Consider the following 20612-nt stretch of genomic DNA (forward strand, 5'->3'; position numbering starts at 1 on the left):
CGGCAGCGCACCACGCGCGTGACCGTCGCCGTGGGCCTGACCCTGCTCGCCGCGCTCAGTGTCACGGGCGCGGCTGTGGCGGTCGCCTCGGCGGACGTCTCCTGGATGGTCCTCGCCGGCGCGGCCGCACTCGCCGTGCTGCTGGGCGCCGTCGCCACCCGGATCACCCACTCCGAGCTCATCGACGCCCGGCGCGCGGCCGCGGCCGACCGCGCCCAGCTCGCCCAGGGCTACTCCCACCTCACCGCGCAGCGCGCAGTCGAGCACGCGGCGTACGTCGCCACCATCGAGTCGCGGATCAACGAGCGCCAGGAGATGCTCGACCAGCTCGAGATGGCCTTGTCCGCCTCGCAGCGCCGCGCGGCCACCGCCACCAGGAAGAAGAACGCCGAGATCGCGCGTGCCGATGCGCTGCAGGCGCAGCTGGTCCAGGCCGAGGACCGCGCCACCGACGCGATGGTCAGGGTGCACGAGCTCGAGCAGGAGCTGGTCACGCTGCGGGCCGAGCTGGACTCGGTCACCGCCGCCTGGCACGCGGCGGAGAGTGTCCGCCGGCACGCCTAGCGAGCGAGCGAAGCTGACCACCAGGGACAATCGGGTCCGTGCTGTCTGAGGAGTCGCTGTCTGGGGAGTCGCTGTCTGGGGAGTCGCGGTTCGAGCCCGATCCCGAGGAGCTGGTCGACCCCGACGACGTCCCGGGCCTGCCCGCGGGGTGGACCGTCGACGTGCCTGCCGCCGAGGGACCGGACGTCGACCGTCTGACCCTGCTCCTGCGCGAGCACGAGCGCCACGGCCGCGGCTGGCCGGGAGCCGGGCGCGACGACGTGCTCGTCGAGATCTCCGGCACCGGGCTGCTGACCCGGCAGAACGCCGTGATCCGCGACGAGACCTCGCTGATCCGGGCATGGGGGAGCGTGCACGACCGCGCGGTCGGGCGGATGCTTTTCGTCCACGTGGTCGACCGTGACCTGTCCGAGCCGGTGGGCAGGGCGTGCTCCGACGTCCTCGTGGAGTGGGCGGTCGGCCAGGCCCGAGAGGTCGGGGCGGCGCGGGGCCTCGCGGTCCAGCAGATCGACACGGGCGCCTATGCCGACGACGAGCGCCAGCACCGCTGGCTGGCCGCGTCGGGGTTCGAGCGGGTGCGCACCTGGTGGCAGATGTCGCGGTCGGTGAGCCCCGAGGAGGCCGCGCTGGTCGCGTCGCCGGAGCGGTGGTCCGACCGCGGCGTGACCTTCCGGCTCGTCCGGCGTCGCGAGGACGACGGGATGCCCGTCGAGGACGACCTGCGCGACGTGCACGACGTGCTCGAGGCGGCGTTCACCGACCACTTCAACTCCAAGCCGGAGACCTTCGACGAGTTCGTGCACCGGCTCCGCGTGGACCCCGGCCACCGCTGGGACCACTGGTGGGTCGCCGAGCTCGACGAGCCCGACCTCGACGAGCGGGGGACACCCGTGGGTGCGCTCGTCGCGACCGAGTCCGGCACCGGCTCCTATGTCGCCTACATCGGGGTGGTCGAGGCGGCCCGCGGGCGCGGCGTGGCCAAGGGCCTGCTGCGCACGGTGATCGCCGATGCGGCGTCCCGGGGCCGGGACAAGGTGGGGCTCGAGGTCGACGCGGACTCCTCGACGGGCGCCGACCAGCTCTACCTCTCCATGGGCTGGACGACGTCCTATGTGACCGAGTCCTGGCACCGAGACGTGGTGGGTATCGTCGCGTAGGTGGCGACGGTGCGGTGGCTCGACGACGCCGACGACGTGGCCGAGGACGACCAGCTCCACGGGTCGAGCCACGCGAGTCGGCGCATGCTGGACCGTCTCCTGGCCGACCCCGACGACCTGGGTGCCTGGTCCGGGCTGCAGGAGGAGTACGCGCGGCAGGCGGCGATCTGGTCGGAGTGGGCCGACACCCAGCCGGCATACCTGCGCTCGGTCGTCGACGGTCTCGAGCATTGCCCGCGTGGTGGGCTGACGCTCGAGGTCGGTGCGGGCACCGGGCAGGCCACGGCCCTGCTCGCGGAGGTGTGCGAGCGGGTCGTCACCAGCGACCTCAATCTGGCGATGATGGCGCTCGCGCCGCCGGAGCCGGCGCCACGGATGGTGTGCGACGTACGGCGGCTGCCGCTGCGGGACGCCTCGGTGGACCTGGTCGTCGGTCTGAACGCCGTCCCGCACCTCGGTGAGTTCACGCGGGTCCTGCGACCGGGAGGACGGATCCTCTGGTGCTCCTCGTTCGGTCCGCACACGCCGCTGTACGTCGAGCCGGATACCCTCCTCGTACAGCTCGGTGGCTCGTGGCGGGGCATCGCCGGCCGAGCCGGCTCGGGTGACTGGTCCGTCTTCTACCCGGAGTGACGTTGGAAGCCATCCTGTTCGCGCCCTTCATCCTCCCCGGGCGCCCCCGGCTGGCCAGCACCATCCACGAGGCGTCGAAGGTGATGGCCGGCGCCGGCTCGCGGCTGGCCTTCGACCGGCACCGCTCGTTCGTGCAGCGCTTCGAGGGCCAGCACGAGGTGCGCCGGGCCACCCTGGCGGGCGGGACATCGCTGGTCCTGCGGGTCGGCGAGCTGGGCTACGGCTCGGCCGTCCTGCGGGTCGAGGCCGCCGACCGCGACGCGCTGCACGTGCGCGAGGAGCTCCTGCTGGCCGAGATCGAGCCGATCATCGCGGAGTTCGCCGAGCAGGAGGCCGCCAAGCAGGGCTACGACGCCGCCGACGCCGACGACGGCGTCTTCGCCGTCGGGACCCCGCTCTGGTTCCACCGGATCCTCCTGCTTGCCGAAGAGGACCAGCCGCGGGCGCTCCGGCTGTTCGGCGAGCCGTTCCACGTCAGCGAGGACGTCGAGGGGCGCGTCGCCAACGGGTTCACCTCGGTGCGCTGGAGCGTCGGGGAGGAGCCCGCGGACGCGATCGAGGAGGTCCTCGAGGGACTGACCGCCGCCACCGAGGAGTGGCTGATGGTCGACGAGCTCAGCCGGCGACTGGCGGACTCGCTGATCACCTCGACCTCCGAGGGCGCCGACCTGCTCACCGCACTGGACCGCGCGTACGAGCTCACCGGCGAGATCGCGATGATGTCGCTGGCGCTCGACGAGCGCCGCCGGCACCTCGACAACGCCTCCATCCGGGTCTACCTCGCGGCCGCGACCGTGTGGCGGATGGACGACTCGCGCCGGATGCTCATCGACCGGGCCGAGAGCGTCCAGAACCTCATCCGGCTCCACGCCGAGCGGGTCTCGGCGGAGTCCGACGCCAGACGCAACAACATCCTGTTCGGGTTCACCGTCGTCACGGTGCTGCAGAGCGCGATGCTGATCATCGACTTCGCGACCGCCGACACGCTCGAGCTGGCCAGTGTCGTGCGCGGTCTGTTCGGGACGTTCGTGCTCATCGCCACCGTCGCGACCATCGCCTGGTACGTCCTGCGCGGCGGCCGCCGCGGGGGGCGGTCGGACACCGAGACGGCGATGGTGGTCGCGGCGATGGAGAGCCAGCTGGTCAGGCGCGCGCGGCGCTAGTGGTGACCAGCAGCGGGCGTCACACCCGGATCTCGTGGTCGCGCAGGACCAGCGCGGCGGGGTCGACGGTCGAGAGGTCGAGGACGGGGACGTCGATCCGGGCCCCGTCGGGGCTCGGCACCCGGTCCAGTGGACGGCCCAGCGAGGTCACGTAGGTCACCGCGGCGGCGGCGTCCTCGCGGCGGCCCTGCTCCACGAGCCAGCCGATCAGCCGGTGCGCGGGGGTGAGGCCGCTGTGGGTCAGCGACCGGTCGCCGAACAGGCGGGCGAGACCGCTGCGGAGCAGCTCCCACCAGGCGTCGTCGCAGCCCGGGATCTCCGCGAAGTAGCGGTGCAGGTCGCCGGCCAGCACACGGTCGACGAAGACCTGGCGCAGCTCGGCGGCCCGTGGGTCGGTGCTGCCCGCGACGTAGGCGTCGACGCTGGCCAGGGCCATCTGCTTGGTCGCGAACCGGTCCTCCAGGTCGCGCAGCGAGGCGCGCTGCTGGGTGATCGACGTGCCGTCGTGCCGGATCCGCCAGTGGTAGACGACCTCGGCCAGCACGTCGACCCCGTCGGCGGCCAGGAACGCTCGCGTCGTCGTGGGCTGGTCCTCGTAGCGGACGCCCTCGGGCCACGCGAGCCCGGTGTCGTCCCAGAAGGAGCGCCGGTACACCTTGTTCCAGGCGAAGACGTCGCCGAGCAGCTCGGGGTGGTCGAGGAGGCTCAGGTCGGTGCGCGGCGGGTTGTGCAGCCGCCGCATCCATGGCGGCTCGGTGAGCGCGTCACCCTCCCAACGGACGATCGAGCCGGTCGCGAGGTCGGAGCCGCTGCGTTCCAGAGCGCCGACCAGGGCGGCGTACGCCGTCGGCGGGACGACGTCGTCGGAGTCGGCGAACCCGACGTAGTCGCCGCGGACGTGCCGCAGCCCCTCGTTGCGGGCGGCGCCCAGGCCGCGGTTGTCGGTGTGCACGACCCGGACTCGCGGGTCATGGGCGGCGTAGTGCTCGGCGATGTCGCCCGAGTCGTCGGGTGACCCGTCGTCGACCACCACGACGTCGAGCCGCTCGTGCGTCTGGGCGAGGATCGAGTCCAGGCACGCGGGCAGGTAGTCGGCGACGTCGTAGGCGGGGACCACGATCCCGAGGAGCGGGTCGGGGCCGCGTCGCCGACCGAAGACCATGGGCCCCACCGTAGTGACAGATAGTGTTCTCACCCGTGAGCAACCCGGCCGGTGAACCTGCCAACGAGGACGCGCTGATCGACAGCGGGTCCTACCCGCGCAAGGTGCTCTTCGTGGCCGGTGCCGGCCGCAGCGGCACCAGCACGATGGCCGGCCTGATGCGGATCCTGGGGTTGCACGTGCCGCAGCCGGAGGTCGACGCCGACGAGACCAACCCCAAGGGGTTCGGCGAGCCGCGCTGGGTGGTCGACCACCACGACCGGCTGCTCAAGGAGGCCCTGGTCCAGGTCAGCGACGCCCGGCCCGAGGCGTGGTTCGAGACCGGCCGGGTCTCCACGCGCGAGCCCGAGCGGATCAGGACCGCCGAGTGGCTGGAGGGGCATTTCGCGGTCAACCCCGAGCTGGTCGTGAAGGACCCGCGGCTCAGCTGGTTCCTCGGCCTCTGGCGGGTGGCCGCGATCCGGACAGGGGCGACGCCGGTCTTCGCCACCATGCTGCGCCCGCCGGCGGAGGTGGTGGGGAGCAAGCAGACCTACTACGCCAACAAGCTGGGCTCGGCCCACCTGGTCGCGTCGTGGCTCAACATGCTGCTGCACACCGAACGGGCGACCCGGGAGTCGGTGGCCGACGGCGGCCGGGTGTTCGTCCGCTACGGCGACCTGCTCGACGACTGGGTCAAGACGACCATGCATGTCGCCGAGACCCTCCAGCTGCAGCACGTCCTGCACTGCGACAGCGAGCAGATCCGCGACGGGCACCGGTTCGTCGACCCCGGCCTGCGCCGGATGCAGCAGACCCTCGAGGACCTCGAGCTCCCCACGCGGCTGCACGACCTGACCGCCGCCACCTGGGACGAGCTCAACAAGCTCGCAGACCCCGGCGGCGACACACCCGCGGTGCACGCTGCGCTCGACGAGCTCCGCGAGGCGTACGTCGACCTCTACGAGGAGTCCGCGGCGATCTCGCGCTCCTCGGTCGTGGCCGCCGAGCAGCGGCTGAAGCGCCAGGCCAAGCCCGGGCCGCCGGCCCCCGTGGAGCGCCGCGGAGTCGATCGGCTGCCGCACGGCGTACGGGCTGCGGTCCCGCCGTCCGTGCGCCGCGGTCTGCGCAAGGTGGCGGGCCGCGAGCGGCCCGAGCAGCAGTGACCGTCCGATGACGGCTGCGGGAACCGGTCTGACCAACCTCGAGGGGCACGCCGAGTTCGACATCGTCTGGCCGTGGACCCGTCCCGAGGGCCTGCGCGCCGGGACGACCGCGGTGCTCCGGGTGAAGGACGAGGCCCGCTCGCTGCCGTTCGTGCTCCCTCCGTTGCTCCGCGCCTGCGACCACGTCCTGGTGGTCGACAACGGCTCCACCGACGGCACGCCGGAGGTGACCGCCGAGACCGCGGAGCGGGCCGGCCTCGCTCACAAGCTCTCCCAGGCGGCGTACCCGTTCTCCGTCGCCCGGGCCGGCGCCGAGCACCTGGCGGTCCACGAGCGCTCCGTGCACTCGCTGGCCTACTTCTACAACTGGTGCTTCGCCCAGGTCGGCACCCGCTACTCGTGGAAGTGGGACGGCGACATGGTGCTCACGACCGAGGGCGAGGTGTCGATCGCCGACCTCGGCTGGCAGGTGGCCAGCGGCGTGCCGGGCGTGCAGTCGATCATCCGGGTGCCGCGGCACGGCCTCTACCTGGAGAGCGACCGCAAGGGCTACCTCGACCTCGGTCTGCGCAACGCCGAGGAGTGGGGCTTCCCGATCGGGCCGGACTTCGTGTTCACCAAGGCCTTCGAGTGGGAGATCCGCACCACACCCGACCCGGTGCGCTCGATCGGCCTGCCGCACGGCCTGTGCGTGGAGCTGAAGTACCTCGACGGCGACGAGTTCGCCCACTGGACCGACCCGGAGTCGTTCGCCACCTCCTACCGCAACAAGCGCAAGCGCCGGGAGTGGACGGTCTACAACGCGCTTCAGCGCGGCGAGGTGCTCCCGGGGGTGCACGAGATCGAGGCGCCCGAGGGGGTCCACATCGTCGACCACGTGACCCATGACTGGCTGCCGCGCGCCCCGCGGCCGTTGCAGGTCGGCCTGGCCTGACCCGGCAGCCCGAGGTGAGTCGTACGTCACCTCGCCGGCGGGTTACGTGGGCGGAACATCTGCGTACCGTTGACGTTGAACACGCCAGTAGTCCGGTACCCACACCGGCCTCGGCCTCCCGAGCGGGAGACGAGGTGGTCGGAGGGACGGGAACGAAAGGGTTCAGATGACTCACGCTGTGCCGTCCCGCATGAGGGTGGGCGTCGTCGGCGCCGGACGCGTCGGTGCCGTCCTGGCCGCCGCGCTCCGCCGGGCGGGCCACGAGATCGTGGCCGCCGCCGGCGAGTCGGACGCCTCGCGCTCCCGGATCGAGACGCTGCTTCCCGGGGTTGCGGTCCTGAAGCCGACCGATGTCGCGCGGGCCAGCGACCTGCTGCTGCTCACCGTCCCTGACGACATGCTCGACAACGTCGTCACGATGCTGGCCGCCAGCGGTGCGATACGTGAGGGCCAGTACGTCGCCCACACCTCCGGCCGGCACGGCCTGGCCGTCCTCGCACCCGCCCGTGAGGTCGGTGCCCGAGTCCTCGCGATCCATCCCGCGATGACCTTCACCGGCACCGACGTCGACCTCGACCGCCTGCCGGGCACGGTCTTCGGACTCACCGCGGGCCCTGGCGAGCGCGAGCTCGCCGAGTCCCTCGTCGCCGACCTCGGTGGGCGTCCCAACTGGGTGCCGGAGGAGATGCGCACGCTCTACCACGCCGGCCTCGCCCACGGCGCCAACCACCTGGTCACCCTGGTCACCGAGGCCATGGAGGTCCTGTCGGCCTCCGGGGTCGCCGACCCGGCCGCGACGCTGCGTCCGCTGCTGACCGCGGCCCTCGACAACGCCCTCGACCAGGGCGACGCCGCGCTCACCGGACCGATCGTCCGTGGTGACGTAGGCACCGTGCGGGCGCACCTGGAGGACCTGCGCGCCAACGCCCCGCAGTCGGTCGCGTCCTACGTCGCACTCGCCCGCGCCTCCCTCGGGCGGGCCGTGACCGACGGCCGGGTGCTGCCCATCCGGGCGCGGCGCATCCTCGAGGTCCTCGACGCCGCCGAGACCGGCACGACCGTCCGGACGGCCCCCGAGGCCCGCGAGGTCCGATGACCGCCCCTGCCCTCGCGCACACCCGCGCGGAGCTGGCCGGCCTGCTCCGCGGCGCCGGCGGCGGCCGGGTCGGGTTCGTCCCGACCATGGGCGCGCTGCACGACGGGCATGCCAGCCTGATGCGCGTCGCCCGCGACCAGGTCGGCGCGGGACCGGTGGTCGCGTCGGTGTTCGTCAACCCGCTGCAGTTCGGCGCAGGGGAGGACCTGGACCGCTACCCGCGGACCCTCGAGCTCGACCTCAAGGTCTGCGAGCAGGAGGGTGTCGACATCGTGTTCGCGCCTTCCGTCGAGGAGGTCTACCCGTCCTGGCCGGACCAGCCGTCGGTGACGGTCGAGCCCGGGCCGCTGGCCACCGTGCTCGAGGGCGAGATCAGGCCTGGCCACTTCCGCGGCGTGCTCACCGTCGTGGCCAAGCTGTTCGGCCTGGTGCGGCCCGACGTGGCGGTGTTCGGACAGAAGGACTACCAGCAGCTGGTGCTGATCCGGCAGATGGTGGCCGACCTGTGCCTGCCGGTCGAGATCGTGGGCGCCGAGACCCAGCGCGAGCCCGACGGGTTGGCGCTGTCCAGCCGCAACCGCTACCTCGACCAACACCAGCGGGCCGAGGCCGCCGTGCTGCACCGGGCGCTGCTGGCCTCCCAGGCGGCCGCGGCCCACGGCGCCGAGCGGGCGCTGGGCGCGGCCCGAGCCGAACTGGGCAGCGCCGCCGCGGTCGACGTCGACTACCTGGTCGTGACCGCCCCCGACCTCAGCACCCTGCCGGACGACGTGCCACCCGGCAGCGAGGCGCGGATCCTGGTCGCGGCCAGGTTCGGCTCGACCCGCCTGATCGACAACGCACCACTCACCCTCGGAGGGATCTAGCAATGCTGCGCACCATGATGAAGAGCAAGATCCACCGGGCCACCGTGACCCAGGCGGACCTGCACTACGTCGGCTCGGTGACCGTCGACGAGGACCTCCTCGACGCCGCTGACCTGCTGCCGGGAGAGCTCGTCCACATCGTCGACGTGACCAACGGGGCGCGCCTCGAGACCTACACGATCGCCGGCGAGCGCGGCAGCGGTGTCATCGGGATCAACGGGGCCGCGGCCCGCTTGGTCCACCCCGGCGACATCGTGATCCTCATCGGCTACGGCCAGATGGACACCGCCGAGGCCAGGGAGCTCAAGCCGCACGTCGTGTTCGTCGACGCCGACAACAAGATCCTGGCCACGGGCTTCGACCCGGCCGAGACCTTCGCGGATCCTGGACTCGTCCGCGGCGACATCACCTCCAACCACTAGCCTCACGGGATGTCAACGACGACATCCCGTCGGGTGCCCGGCCGGCTCACGGCACCTGCTCCTGGCTGGACCACTACCGCTGACGTCGTGGTCGTCGGCTCCGGCATCGCCGGCCTGACCGCCGCGCTGCGGCTGGTCGGGCACGTGGACAAGGTGCTGGTCGTCACCAAGGACGTCCTGGCCGCGGGCTCGACCCAGTGGGCCCAGGGCGGGATCGCAGCCGCGCTCGGGCCGGGGGACACCCCGGAGCAGCACGAGCACGACACCCTCGTCGCCGGCGCAGGGGCCTGCGACCTGGACGCCGTGCGGGCCCTGGTCCGCGAGGGGCCCGAGGCCGTGCACGAGCTCATCGCGCTCGGCACCCGCTTCGACCACAGTCCCGAGGGAGTTCTCTCCCTGACCCGGGAGGGAGGCCATCACCGCGACCGGATCGCGCACGCCGGTGGCGACGCGACAGGGGCCGAGATCCAGCGGGCCCTGATCGCCGCGGTCGAGCGAGCGCCTGAGATCGAGGTGGTCCAGCACGCCCTCGCGGTCGATCTGCTGCTGGCCGCCGACGGCGGGGTCGCCGGCGTCACCCTGCACGTCATCGGCGAGGGCGAGCGCGACGGGGTCGGAGCCGTGCACTGCCGCGCGGTCGTCGTCGCCAGCGGCGGCTTCGGCCAGGTCTTCTCCCAGACCACCAACCCGGCCGTCTCGACCGGTGACGGCCTGGCGCTGGCGCTCCGGGCCGGGGCGACCCTGCGCGACCTCGAGTTCGTCCAGTTCCACCCCACGGTCATGTACCTCGGCCCGGACTCCACCGGGCAGCAGCCGCTCATCTCCGAGGCGGTCCGCGGGGAGGGCGCCTTCCTGGTGGACGGCCTGCCCGAGGAGGGGGGCACGAGGTTCATGCAGGGCCAGCACGAGCTCGCCGACCTGGCTCCACGCGACGTCGTCGCCAAGGCGATCATGCGCCGAATGATCGAGACCGGCCGTCCGCACATGTGGCTCGACGCCCGACACTTGGGCAGGGAGTTCTGGGAACGCCGGTTCCCGACCATCCTGGCCACTGCCCGCTCCCACGGCGTCGACCCGGTGACCGAGCTGATCCCGGTCGCACCCGCCTGCCACTACGCTAGCGGCGGCATCCGCACCGACCTCTGGGGACGCAGCGACGTCCCGGGCCTCTACGCCACCGGTGAGGCGGCCTGCTCGGGTGTGCACGGCGCCAACCGGCTCGCCTCCAACTCGCTGCTCGAGGGCCTGGTCTTCTCCCGGAGGATCGCCACCGTGCTGCCGGCCGAGCTGCGGCCGTGGGCCGAACCGGCCCAGGACACCCGCACCGCCGGTCTGGTGGCCGGCCACACCCGCCGCGAGCTGCAGGAGGTCATGACCTCCCGCGTGGGGGTCCTCCGCAGCGCCACGGGGCTCGAGGAGGCTGGTGCCCTGCTCGACAAGCTCGCCGGCGTCCCCGCCGAGGCGGTCGACCTGGACTCGTGGGAGACGACCAACCTCGTCACCGTGTCGGGGGCGTTGACCGATGCCGCGCTGTTACGGGAGGAGACCCGCGGCTCGCACTGGCGCGAGGACTTCCCCGACCGCGACGACGCATGCTGGTCCGGCCATTTCGACGTGACCATGCAAGACGGAGCGACGAGCTGCGTCTTCGTGCCGGCCCCCGCGACCGACCTGCTCGCCGCGCCATGACGATCGCGCGGACGCCCTACGACGACCTGCCCGTCACCCTCACCGCCGAGCTGGCGGCGGCGGGGCTCGACCCGGAGCGAGTCCATGCGATGGTCGCGGACGCCTTCGAGGAGGACCTGCCGGGCGGTGCCGACGACGTCACGAGTGCCGCGGTCCCCGACCAGGGGCGCGGCGCCGGAGGGTTCGTCTCGCGCGAGGCCGGCGTGGTCGCGGGGCTCGTGATCGCCGAGCTCGCCTTCGCCTATGCCCTGGGCGACGAGGCCGAGATCACCGATCGCCTCCCCGACGGCACCGCGGTGGCCGCGGGCGACAGCGTGCTGCGCGTCGAGGCTCCGCTGGCCGGCCTGCTCACCGCCGAGCGCACGGCGCTCAACTTCGCCTGCCACCTCTCCGGCATCGCGACCGCCACGTCGCAGTGGGTCGCGGCCCTCGAGGGCACCCGGGCCAGGGTGCTCGACACCCGCAAGACGCTCCCCGGCTGGCGGGCGCTGCAGAAGTACGCCGTCCGCTGCGGCGGGGGTGTCAACCACCGGTTCAGCCTGGTGGACCGGGCGATGGTGAAGGACAACCACGTCGTCGCGGCCGGGGGAGTCGTCGCGGCCTACCGTGCGGTCGTCGCGGCCAACCCCGGGATGCGGGTCGAGGTCGAGGTGACCGATCTCGACCAGCTGCGCGAGCTGCTCGACGCGGGCTGCACCGAGATCCTGCTCGACAACATGGACTGCCCCACCATGGCCGAGGCGGTGGCCGTCACCGCCGGCCGGGCCACCCTCGAGGCGTCCGGCGGCCTGACGCTGGACCGCGCCCGCGAGGTGGCCGAGACCGGCGTGGACTTCATCTCCGTCGGCGCATTGACCCATTCCGTGAACGTCTTCGACCTCGGACTGGACCTCGACGAATGACGCTGCCATGACCCTGCTCGCGGCCGACATCGGCAACAGCCACACGGTGCTCGGACTGATCCAGGGCGGCGTCGTCGAGGCGGAATGGCGGGTCTCCACCGACGAGCGCCGAACCTCGGACGAGTGGGCCATCGTGATCCGCGGACTGGTCGGCGACGCGCTGGCCCGGGTCGACGGCATCGCCGTCTGTGCGACCGTCCCTGCCGTGCTGCACGAGTGGCGGGACATGCTCGCCCGGCACTTCCCGGGAGTCACGGCCGTCGTCGTCGAGCCAGGGGTCCGCACGGGCGTGCCGGTGCTGATGGACAATCCGCGCGAGGTCGGCTCAGACCGCATCCTCAACGCACTGGCCGCCGCCACCGACTTCGGCGGCCCGGCCATCGTGGTGGACTTCGGCGGCACCGCGACCACGTTCGACGTGGTCAGCGCGCAAGGTCAGTATGTCGGTGGGGCGATCAGCCCCGGCATCGAGCTCTCCCTCGCCGCGCTGGGTCGTCGAGGTGCCCAGCTGCGTGAGGTCGAGCTGGTGCGGCCGCGGACGGTCATCGCCAAGAACACCGTCGAGGCCCTCCAGTCAGGCCTGGTCTTCGGCGTCGCCAGCCAGGTCGAGGGCATCGTCGCGCGGATGATCGGCGAGCTCGGCGCGGACCCGGCCGGCGTGCGGGTGATCGCGACGGGCTACCTGGCCTCGCTCGTCGTCGACGAGTGTCGCTGCTTCACCGACTCGTCGCCGTCGCTCACCCTGCGCGGGCTGGAGCTGGTTTTCGAGCGCAACTCGTGAAGGGGGCGGCGGCAGCGCTCTCGGTTATGGTGGATCCGCTGACCACAGATTCTTGAGGAGCTGCGTGAACAACGACCTTTCGCACTACGAGGTCGACATCGATCTCGAGGGCAGCCCCAACACCAGCCACACCCAGGTCGCCAGCCTGATCGGACAGGACAAGCGTGTCCTCGACCTCGGCTGCTGGGCGGGCGACCTCGGGCGCGCGCTGATGACGCAGGGGTGTCGGGTGAGCGGGCTGGAGGTCGACCCGGAGGCCGCCGACAAGGCGCGCTCGGTCCTCGACGAGGTCGTCGTCGCCGACCTGGACACCTCCCTCCCCAGCGAGCACTTCTCGGCCGGCAGCTTCGACGTCGTTGTGCTCGCAGACGTCCTCGAGCACCTGCGTGACCCGGGGCGGGTGCTGGCGGACGTCTCGACTCTCCTCGCTCCCGGTGGGCGGGTGGTCGCGTCGATCCCCAACATCACCCACGGTTCCGTACGGCTCGCCCTCCTGCAGGGGCGCTGGAACTACACCGAGACCGGCCTGCTGGACGAGGGCCACCTGCGGTTCTTCGACCGAGCGGGCGTGCTCGGCCTCTTCGCAAACGCGGGGTTCGTCGTCGAGGAGCTTCGCGCCACCGCGCTCGACCCACTGGCCACCGAGGTCGAGGTGATCGACCAGCGGCTGCCGTCTCCGGTCATCGAGTGGGTCCGCGACCAACCGGACGCCCTCGTCTACCAGTTCATCGTGGCGGCTCGGCCGGCCCTGGACGGTGAGGTGCACGACCCCTCCTCCGTGCGGCTCAGTCTCGCCGTCCCCACCCAGGAGGCGCGGTCGGTCGACTCCCACACCGAGCGCGCGCTCGCGGACCTGGAGGAGCGGCACCGGCTACTGACCGTCCGTGACCACATCATCGGCCTGGAGGCCAGCGCGGCGTCCGCCCAGTTCGCCACCGAGACCGCGGAGCGAAAGTTGCGCGGCGCCTCGAAGCGCCTCAGGCTCAAGAACGAACGGATCAAGCAGCTCAACAAGCAGGTCCGTCGGCTCCAGGAGCAGCTCGGCGGACCCCAGGCGGAGGATCCCCCGACCGGCTGGCGCCAGAAGCTGGGCCGCGGACCCGGCTCGTGAGCCACGAGGCTGAACCCCTGCCGGCCGTGTCCCCGCCGGCCGTGTCCCAGCCGGTCGTGTCCCTGGTTCTCGACGGGTCGAAGGCGAGTCCCGGAGAGGTCCAGCGAACGCTCCGATCCCTGCAGGCGCAGACGGTCTCGCGCTGGGAGGTGATCGTGCGTGCCGTCGAGCGGCCGAGGCCTGCCGACGATCCCCGCATCCGCCACCTCGCCGCCGCGGTGCAGGACCACCAGGACCCCGCTGAGCCACTGCAGGAGATGGTGGCCCTGGCCGGCGCCGAGTTCGTGGCGATCATCGATGCCGGTGCTGAGCTGGTGCCGGAGGCGGTCGGGATCCTGGCGGGGCACCTCCGGCGGTTCCCTGACGCCGACATCGTCTACACCGACGAGGTCGTGATCCACAGTCGTGTCGACGGTCGGCTGGAGCTTCGCCGGAAGCCTGCCTGGTCCCCCGAACACCTCCGGGGCAGGGACTACACCGGACGGCTGTGCCTGCTCCGGACCCGGACGATCGCGGACGTGGGGGGGTTCCGCCCGGGTTTCGACGGCGCCCACGAGCTCGACCTGCTGCTCCGGATGATCGAGTCGGGGTCGGTCGGGTCGCGGGTACCCGAGCTCCTGCATCGCTCGCGCGTCGCCGGTGAGTCGGGCGGCGGGCGAGGTGACGAAGGGCCGGGTGGCGAAGGGCCGGACGCCGCTCGCGTGCGCGCCGTCCAGGAGCACCTCGACCGGACCGGTCGGGGCGCGATCGCGGAAGCGGGGGCGGTTCCCGGGACCGTGTCCATCAGCAGGACGCTGCCCGCTGCGGTCACCGTGTCCGTGGTGATCCCGTCGGAAGGCGCCTCCGGACTCGCCTGGGGTGACCGGCGCCACTACGCGGTGGCCGCCGCCGAGTCCTTCCTGCGCACCGCCGGGCCGGCCCAGGTGGAGGTCATCGTCGTCCACACCGACGAGGCGCCTGCGGAGGCCATCGGACAGCTCCGCGAGCTGGGGCCCGCCGTACGACTGGTGCCCTACGACAACGAGTTCCACTTCGCGGCCATGGCCAACCGAGGCTTCATCTGCAGCCAGGGCGAGTTCGTGATCATCGCCGACGAGCGGGTCGAGGCGGGCAACCTGGACTTCGTGCCGCAGCTGGTCGCGCCCCTCCTGGAGGAGGGTGTCGGCCTCACGGGCCCCCGCGTCTTGACCGCGGGTGGCGTGCACTTCGGCGCAGGGGTGGCGGTCTACGTCGACCGGGTCGAGCCGGTCCTGCCGGCGGTGATCGACGAAGGGGCGCGGCGAGGGGACCTCCTCGCGGTCAACCGGGAGTGCTCCGCACTGCTGCCGCAGTGCCAGGCGATGTCGAGACGCACGTTCGAGTCGGTGGGCGGGATCAACGAGCGGCTGGAGACCTTCCACAACGCGGATCTGGCGGCCAAGGTCGGCTTCCTCGGGCTGAGCACGCTGTGGGTGCGGGCGGCGCTGCTGCGCCACTTCCCCGTGAAGGAGGAGCGCGATCCGGTCGCGCAGGAGGAGCGGATCCGCTTCCACATGCGATGGAACAACCCCGAGCTGGACCGCTACCTCCCGCAGTACGGCGAAAGGCTCATGCTCCGCAACGAGCGCGAGCTGCTCGAGTCGGAGGCCAAGTCGGGCAAGGCCACCAAGCCGAAGCAGAAGAAGGAAGCTGCCGAGCGGCGCTCCCGCGCGTTGCTGATGTGAGCCGTTCCCGATCCAGCGGCGCCGGGCGTACGCCCTAGGTCACGCCGTTCGTGTAGGCCTCACGCACCACTTCCTCGAAGTCACCCCACCGCTGGCAGATCCAGTCCACCTCCCAGAGCCGCACCCGGTTGTCCCGCGTGATCGACTCGAAGTGGTGCAGCACCACGTCGTGCAGCCAGACGAGCCGGAGGCCGCTCCGACGGATCTTGAGGCAGAAGTCGATGTCGTTGAAGTTGACCGGCAGGTTCTCGGTGAAGCCGCCAACTTCCTCGAAGACCTCGCGGCGCACAGCAAGGCACGCACCTGTGAGCGCGCTGACCTCGCGGTTGATCCACAGCTCACCCAGGTACCCGAAGGCCGCCGGGTGGGGCACCTTGTAGTAGAGGTGCGCGATGGAGCCGCTGCCGTAGCTCACGCCGGCGTGCTGGATCCGCGAGCCCTCGAAGAGCAGCTTGGGACCGACGGCGCCCACGTCGGGCTCGGAGAGCGGGACGATCAGGTGTTCCAACACCCCCTCGCTGTACGCCTCCATGTCGTCGTTGAGGAAGACGAGGATCTGACCGCTGGCGTGGAGCGCCCCGACGTTGCATTTCTCGCTGAAGTTGAACGGCTTGGTGAACTCGACCATCTTCAAGCGCACGGACCCGAGCGGCAGCCCCCGCAGCTCCTCGAGCACGTGGTCGGGCGTGGCGGTGTCATAGACGATGATCAGCTCGACGTCGCGTGCGTGGGTGTTGCGAAGGACCGAGCGCACGGTCTCGAGGACCATGACCCGCGGCTCGCCTCGAACCATCGACGAGGATCCGATCGTCGGCATGATGATGCTCACCGGCGTGGTGGTGTCGGGTTGGCGGCGCACGGAGTAGAGGCCCTGGGCGTACCCCTTCTCGGCGGTGGCGCTGATGCCGACTCGGTCCAGATGGCTCTGCACCGCCCGGACCCCCGCATCCCATGCCCAGGGCTTGGCATCGGCGTTCCGGGCTGCCGAACCGGGCACCTCTCGCCAGTGGTAGAGCACGTCGTGGATGTGCTCGATGACCCGAGCCTTCTCGGTCACCCGTAGCACCAGGTCGTGGTCCTGCGAGCCGTCGTAGCCGTCCCGGAACCCGCCGACCTCCTCGACGAGGCTGCGCCTCAGCACGGCGAAGTGCGAGGTGTACATGTGGTGGCGCAGCCGCTCGGGTGACCAGTCTGGCTTGTAGTAGGGCGAGTGGACCTTACCGTCCATGGTCATGTAGTCCTGGTCGCTGTAGCAGAAGTCGAGCTCGGGCGTTCGGTCGGCGAGCTCGGCGACCACCTCCAGTGCCCGGGTCACCAGGACGTCATCGTGGTCCAGCAGCGCGACGAACTCCCCCGTAGCTCGAGCCAGGGCATCGCGTGACGCGGCCACGATGCCGCCGTTCGTCGCCCGTTCGTGGACCCGGATGCGGGGGTCGGAGGCCGCGAGGTCGGCCAACCGGGTCCGGACCCACTCGTCGGGGGAGCGGTCGTCGACGAGGATCCACTCCCATCCGGTGTACTCCTGGCCCAGCACGGACGCGACGGTGTCCTCGAAAGCCGCGCGGGGAGGGTTGTACACCGCAGTCAGGATGGAGAAGCGAGGCGGCTTCCCGGGGGGATCGGGAGTCATTGAGCGTCCATGCTAGTCCGGCCAGGACAACGCGACACAGTCGCGGGCGGTGCCGCGTGAGCGTTCCCACGCCGCACGGGCGCTATCCCGCCAGGTTCGTGAGCCGACGGCGGATCCGGGCGGCCGAGCCGCGAGCCTTCTCGCCTTCCCGAGCCACCCGGCGTCGCAAGCCCCGCTTGCGGGCGAAGAAGGAAGCGGCCGGACCCGACGGGTGATCGAGGTGGTCGTGGGCGACGACGACATCGAAGCCGTGCAGGTCCAGCACCGCCCTGATCGTGCCCTTCTCGATCCACGCGGGGTTCTCGTGCACGCCGCCGCAGAACTTGGGGTCGTCGGTCGGGCCGCTTTGGTAGCGCCTCCGGAACAGCTGGTAGTCCAGTCCCCGGTAGCGGGCGTTCTCGACCCCGACGACGCCGGCCTGGTAGCGGACATCGGCCTCGGGCATCGCCCCGAGATCCATGTAGTGGGTCCAGATGTAGAGCTCAGGGCTCAGCTGGGCCAGGCGTTCGAGGACCCGCACCGGGTCGATGGTGTGGTAGAGCACCCCGGCCGCCACCACCAGGTCGTAGGCGCCCTTCCGGGGCTCCTCCAGCCATGGAAGGAAGTTGCCCAGCTCGAAGCGGACCTTGTCCAGGCCGTAGATCTGCTGCACGACCAGGCACTTCAGGTAGGACAGGGTGTTGGCCTCGATCGAGGTCACCTCGGCGGCGCCGCCGTTCTGCAACATGTAGCTGTGGCCGCCCTCGAGCGGCCCGAGCTCCAGGACGGTCTTGCCCTGTACGCCGTTGGCCTGGCCGATCGCCCATTCCAGGCGCGGGTCCGCGAACAGGGGGGTGTCGCCGGACTCGTGGCCGGGTAGCGCCGACACCCACCGGTCGCGGAACAACCCGACCAGGTTGTCGGGGTGCGGGGCGCCGGCGACATAGCTCTCGTTGACGACGTGTTCCATCTGAATCGTTGTCACTCCGTCTTCGCCAGGCATAGCTGGAGGGCCCCGGCAGGGACGTTGACACGGAGGGTGCCGCGCCGGGAAGTGGAGGCGACGTAGGTGGGCACCCGGGGCTGGTTGGGGAGCGTGACCGCGGTGCTGACCAGGCGTCCGTCGAGCAGCTGGGCCACGTACTCAGTTGCGGACGTCGTCAGCTGCACCTGCGACCCCTCCGGGGAGGCAGGGAGATCGATCCAGGCCCCGCGAGCCGCTTGCAGCTCGGCGCAGCCGCCGGAGTTGGGCGTGCCGCTGATCCCATGCAGCCGCAGGCCAGAGGCAGGTGGGAGGTCGTAGCCGTCGGCAGACGCTGCCACCTGGAGGGCTGCCGACGCCTCCAGCAGCTGGGCCGGGCCCACGGCGTCGTCCGGAAGGGCGTCCTGCACCTCCGGCCTGGCGAGTGCGTCGACGGTGATGTCAGGGCTGTAGGGGAGCGAGACCTGCTGACCCAGGAAGCGCTCGTCGCCGTGGAGCAGCTCCACCGTCGCCAGCACCCGGCCCTTCAGGCCGTCGGTCAGCTGCGTCCGACCCTCGGTGAAGGCCAAGGTCTGCGCAACCCCGTTGGCCACGAGAGCGACCACGAGGACCGCCCCGGCCGTGCGCTGGCGGAGGGGATGGTCCTTCAGCTCATCGGCGACTCGGGACACCAACAGTGCGAAGACCGGCAGCGTGAACAGCACCCCGAAGTAGACGTATCGGCTGGCCGTAGCGGCCCCCGGGCCCAAGCCGGCCCGCGAGATTGCCAGCATCACGTAGGTGACCCCGATGGTCATCACTCCGGAGAGGGCCAGGGCCTGCTGCCGCGCCGTCAGCCGCGCGAGCAGGGCGAAGCCTGCCAGACCGATGATCGCGACGCCGCCGACCACCGGCATGCGGAGCATCTCCTGCCACACGTGCGCCAGGCCGGTGGCGACGAACGAGACCGTTTGGTCCGCCGTGGCCGTTGGGCTCTGACCGGCCGCGTCCGCACCGAAGGCCAGGTGCCAGGCGAGGTAGACCAGCGCGGGTGGGACGGTCGAGACAAGGGCGCGGGCGAGGCCGCGGGCGAGCAGCACGTAGGCGCCCACCCACGTCAGCATCGGCAGCGCCATCCCCGAGCACATGAGGCCGACGACGGTCACGAGCCAGGCGAGCGCCACGTGGCGGCGGCCTCCGTCCCGGAGCAGGTGCAACGCGATCAGTCCGAGCGCGGCTGAGCCCAGGAAGCCGATCTGGAAGTCCCACAGGGGGTTCTCTCCGATGTTTCCGCAGAGGAACACCATGGGCACGGTGCAGAGCGCGGCCGGCCACGCCGCGATGTCGTGGCGCCGCATGAGTGAGTAGATCAATGCGCAGCAGCCCAGGTGCAACAGGATCGGCATCAGGGCGTACGCCAGGTAGTGGTCGATCCCGAAGACGTGGAACATGGTGCGGAACGTGATCAGCGGCAGCGTCGACCAGTGCTCATTGTGCGGTTGCATGAGCTCCGGCCAGCTGAGGGTCCGGCCCAGCAGGAATGCCCAGTCGTCGCCGAAGAAGTAGAGCTGTCGCGCCTGGCTGGCCAGGAAGACGAGCCCGATGACGAGACTGCCGCCCAGGACGAACGGTGGAAGGCGCGGGTCACGTGACCCGCGGTCGTCAGAGTCGACCGTCGGCAACGGCCTGAGTCACCCACGGGATGACCTCGTCCAGCATGTCGTCGAGCGACGTCTCGCACTCGAAGCCGAGCACCTCTTTGGCCTTCTCCACGTCGGGCACCCGCTTCTGGACGTCGTACTCGTAGGCCGGGTCGCTGACGAGCGTGAGCGGCGCGTCGCCCTTGATCTTCTTCCAGATGACCTCAGCGAGGTCGCGCACGCTCGTGGACTCGCGCGTGGAGATGTTGAAGTCCTCGTTAAGAGCCTTCTCCTGGCTCATGCACTCCACGATGCCCTTGGCCAGGTCGCCGCCGTAGGTGTAGTGCCGGATCTGGTTCCCCTCGCCGAGGATGTGCAGCGGGTCCTGACCCTTGACGATCTTCTGCACGATGTCGGGGACGACGTGGCTCATGGCGAGCTTGACGTTGCCCGAGGCGACCTCGACGTCGCCGAGGGCCCTGCCTTCGCCGATGCCCACGCAGTTGAACGGGCGGACGACCGTGTAGGGGAGCTTGTACTGGTCCCAGGCAGCCTTGGCGAAGTACTCGACGGCAAGCTTCTGGAATCCGTAGGAGGACAGCGGCGGCGGGATCTTGCGCTCGTCGCCCTCCTTGGACGGCCAGTGCTCGGTCGACTCGAAGACCATCGAGCTCGACATGTAGGTGACCTTCTTGAGCTTGCCGTGCTGCATCGCGTCGATCGCGGCGTCACAGGAGGAGGCCATGATGCGCTCGTTGGTCGCCAGGAGGTCGTAGGCGTAGGCGTGGAAGTAGGAGATGCCGCCGATCAGCGCCGCGCCGGCGATGAAGTGGTCGCAGTCGGAGAGCAGCTTCTTCATCAGGTCGGTGTTGCGGACGTCGTCCTCGACGAAGTCGTAGTCGGGGTGGTTGTCGTAGGACTTCTCGACCGGGCCGTACTTGGAGTAGTTGTCGATGCCGCGTACGGCGTAGCCACGGTTCAGGAGCTCCTCGACGACGTAACCGCCGATGAAGCCGGCCGATCCGGAGACGAGGACTTTCTGCTGGTCAGACATGGGCGAATGCGCTCCTGTAG

The 20612-nt window shown here is 71.1% G+C and carries 19 protein-coding genes; 14 read left to right on the top strand and 5 right to left on the bottom strand.

The features are described from left to right. Positions 1-18 precede the first annotated feature (18 nt). The 4 genes from ACYVC6_RS05485 to ACYVC6_RS05500 are packed head-to-tail and all read left to right on the top strand — an operon-like array spanning position 19 to position 3517. Positions 19-564: a hypothetical protein gene (locus ACYVC6_RS05485; protein WP_460711775.1), complete on the top strand. Its 546-nt coding sequence runs from the start codon at positions 19-21 to the stop codon at positions 562-564. A 38-nt stretch (positions 565-602) separates the two neighbouring features. After that, a complete protein-coding gene (locus ACYVC6_RS05490) occupies positions 603-1721 on the top strand; it encodes a GNAT family N-acetyltransferase (RefSeq protein ID WP_460711777.1) in 1119 nt (372 codons plus the stop codon). Beyond that, positions 1722-2354 carry a class I SAM-dependent methyltransferase gene (locus ACYVC6_RS05495; RefSeq protein WP_460711779.1) on the top strand — a complete coding sequence of 211 codons (633 nt, stop codon included), beginning with the start codon at positions 1722-1724 and terminating at the stop codon, positions 2352-2354. Next, a complete protein-coding gene (locus ACYVC6_RS05500; RefSeq protein WP_460711781.1) occupies positions 2351-3517 on the top strand; it encodes a hypothetical protein in 1167 nt (388 codons plus the stop codon). The genes ACYVC6_RS05495 and ACYVC6_RS05500 overlap by 4 nt, the downstream gene beginning before the upstream one ends. A gap of 19 nt (positions 3518-3536) precedes the next feature. Here ACYVC6_RS05500 and ACYVC6_RS05505 read toward each other — a convergent pair whose 3' ends face one another. After that, a complete protein-coding gene (locus ACYVC6_RS05505; protein WP_460711783.1) occupies positions 3537-4679 on the bottom strand; it encodes a glycosyltransferase in 1143 nt (380 codons plus the stop codon). A gap of 35 nt (positions 4680-4714) precedes the next feature. On the opposite strand from ACYVC6_RS05505, the gene ACYVC6_RS05510 reads away from it, so the two are divergent. The 10 genes from ACYVC6_RS05510 (at position 4715) to ACYVC6_RS05555 (ending at position 15328) form a co-directional block, all read left to right on the top strand. After that, positions 4715-5824 carry a sulfotransferase family protein gene (locus ACYVC6_RS05510; RefSeq protein ID WP_460711785.1) on the top strand — a complete coding sequence of 370 codons (1110 nt, stop codon included), beginning with the start codon at positions 4715-4717 and terminating at the stop codon, positions 5822-5824. Between the two features lie 7 nt (positions 5825-5831). Next, entirely contained in the window at positions 5832-6758 is a 927-nt protein-coding gene (locus ACYVC6_RS05515) for a hypothetical protein (RefSeq protein WP_460711787.1), read from the top strand. Between the two features lie 190 nt (positions 6759-6948). Next, positions 6949-7854, top strand: coding sequence for a Rossmann-like and DUF2520 domain-containing protein (locus tag ACYVC6_RS05520; RefSeq protein WP_460711789.1), 906 nt, complete (start codon positions 6949-6951; stop codon positions 7852-7854). Next, positions 7851-8720, top strand: coding sequence for a pantoate--beta-alanine ligase (gene panC, locus ACYVC6_RS05525; protein WP_460711791.1), 870 nt, complete (start codon positions 7851-7853; stop codon positions 8718-8720). Before ACYVC6_RS05520 ends, panC begins: the two co-directional genes overlap by 4 nt. 2 nt (positions 8721-8722) lie before the next feature. Further along, positions 8723-9142 (top strand): aspartate 1-decarboxylase, encoded by a 420-nt coding sequence (gene panD / locus ACYVC6_RS05530; protein WP_460711793.1) that lies wholly within the window; start codon positions 8723-8725, stop codon positions 9140-9142. Positions 9143-9151: 9 nt separating this feature from the next. Beyond that, on the top strand, positions 9152-10831 hold the full coding sequence (locus ACYVC6_RS05535) for an L-aspartate oxidase (protein WP_460711795.1): 1680 nt from the start codon (positions 9152-9154) through the stop codon (positions 10829-10831). Beyond that, a complete protein-coding gene (gene nadC, locus ACYVC6_RS05540) occupies positions 10828-11733 on the top strand; it encodes a carboxylating nicotinate-nucleotide diphosphorylase (RefSeq protein WP_460711797.1) in 906 nt (301 codons plus the stop codon). The genes ACYVC6_RS05535 and nadC overlap by 4 nt, the downstream gene beginning before the upstream one ends. Before the next feature lie 7 nt (positions 11734-11740). Beyond that, entirely contained in the window at positions 11741-12514 is a 774-nt protein-coding gene (locus tag ACYVC6_RS05545; RefSeq protein WP_460711799.1) for a type III pantothenate kinase, read from the top strand. A 64-nt stretch (positions 12515-12578) separates the two neighbouring features. Then, positions 12579-13625 carry a class I SAM-dependent methyltransferase gene (locus ACYVC6_RS05550; protein ID WP_460711801.1) on the top strand — a complete coding sequence of 349 codons (1047 nt, stop codon included), beginning with the start codon at positions 12579-12581 and terminating at the stop codon, positions 13623-13625. Beyond that, positions 13622-15328, top strand: a complete 1707-nt coding sequence (locus tag ACYVC6_RS05555; protein ID WP_460711803.1) for a glycosyltransferase family protein — start codon at positions 13622-13624, stop codon at positions 15326-15328. Before ACYVC6_RS05550 ends, ACYVC6_RS05555 begins: the two co-directional genes overlap by 4 nt. 34 nt (positions 15329-15362) lie before the next feature. Here ACYVC6_RS05555 and ACYVC6_RS05560 read toward each other — a convergent pair whose 3' ends face one another. From ACYVC6_RS05560 to ACYVC6_RS05575, 4 genes are all read right to left on the bottom strand, one after another. Further along, a complete protein-coding gene (locus ACYVC6_RS05560) occupies positions 15363-16958 on the bottom strand; it encodes a glycosyltransferase family 2 protein (protein ID WP_460711805.1) in 1596 nt (531 codons plus the stop codon). A gap of 82 nt (positions 16959-17040) precedes the next feature. Next, complete coding sequence (locus tag ACYVC6_RS05565) at positions 17041-17907, bottom strand: class I SAM-dependent methyltransferase (protein ID WP_460711807.1); 867 nt, start codon at positions 17905-17907, stop codon at positions 17041-17043. Between the two features lie 11 nt (positions 17908-17918). Continuing rightward, positions 17919-19580, bottom strand: coding sequence for a hypothetical protein (locus tag ACYVC6_RS05570; protein WP_460711809.1), 1662 nt, complete (start codon positions 19578-19580; stop codon positions 17919-17921). Continuing rightward, positions 19561-20592 carry an NAD-dependent epimerase/dehydratase family protein gene (locus ACYVC6_RS05575; protein ID WP_460711811.1) on the bottom strand — a complete coding sequence of 344 codons (1032 nt, stop codon included), beginning with the start codon at positions 20590-20592 and terminating at the stop codon, positions 19561-19563. Before ACYVC6_RS05575 ends, ACYVC6_RS05570 begins: the two co-directional genes overlap by 20 nt. Between the last annotated feature and the right edge of the window lie 20 nt (positions 20593-20612).

It is taken from the genome of Nocardioides dilutus (assembly GCF_054779555.1).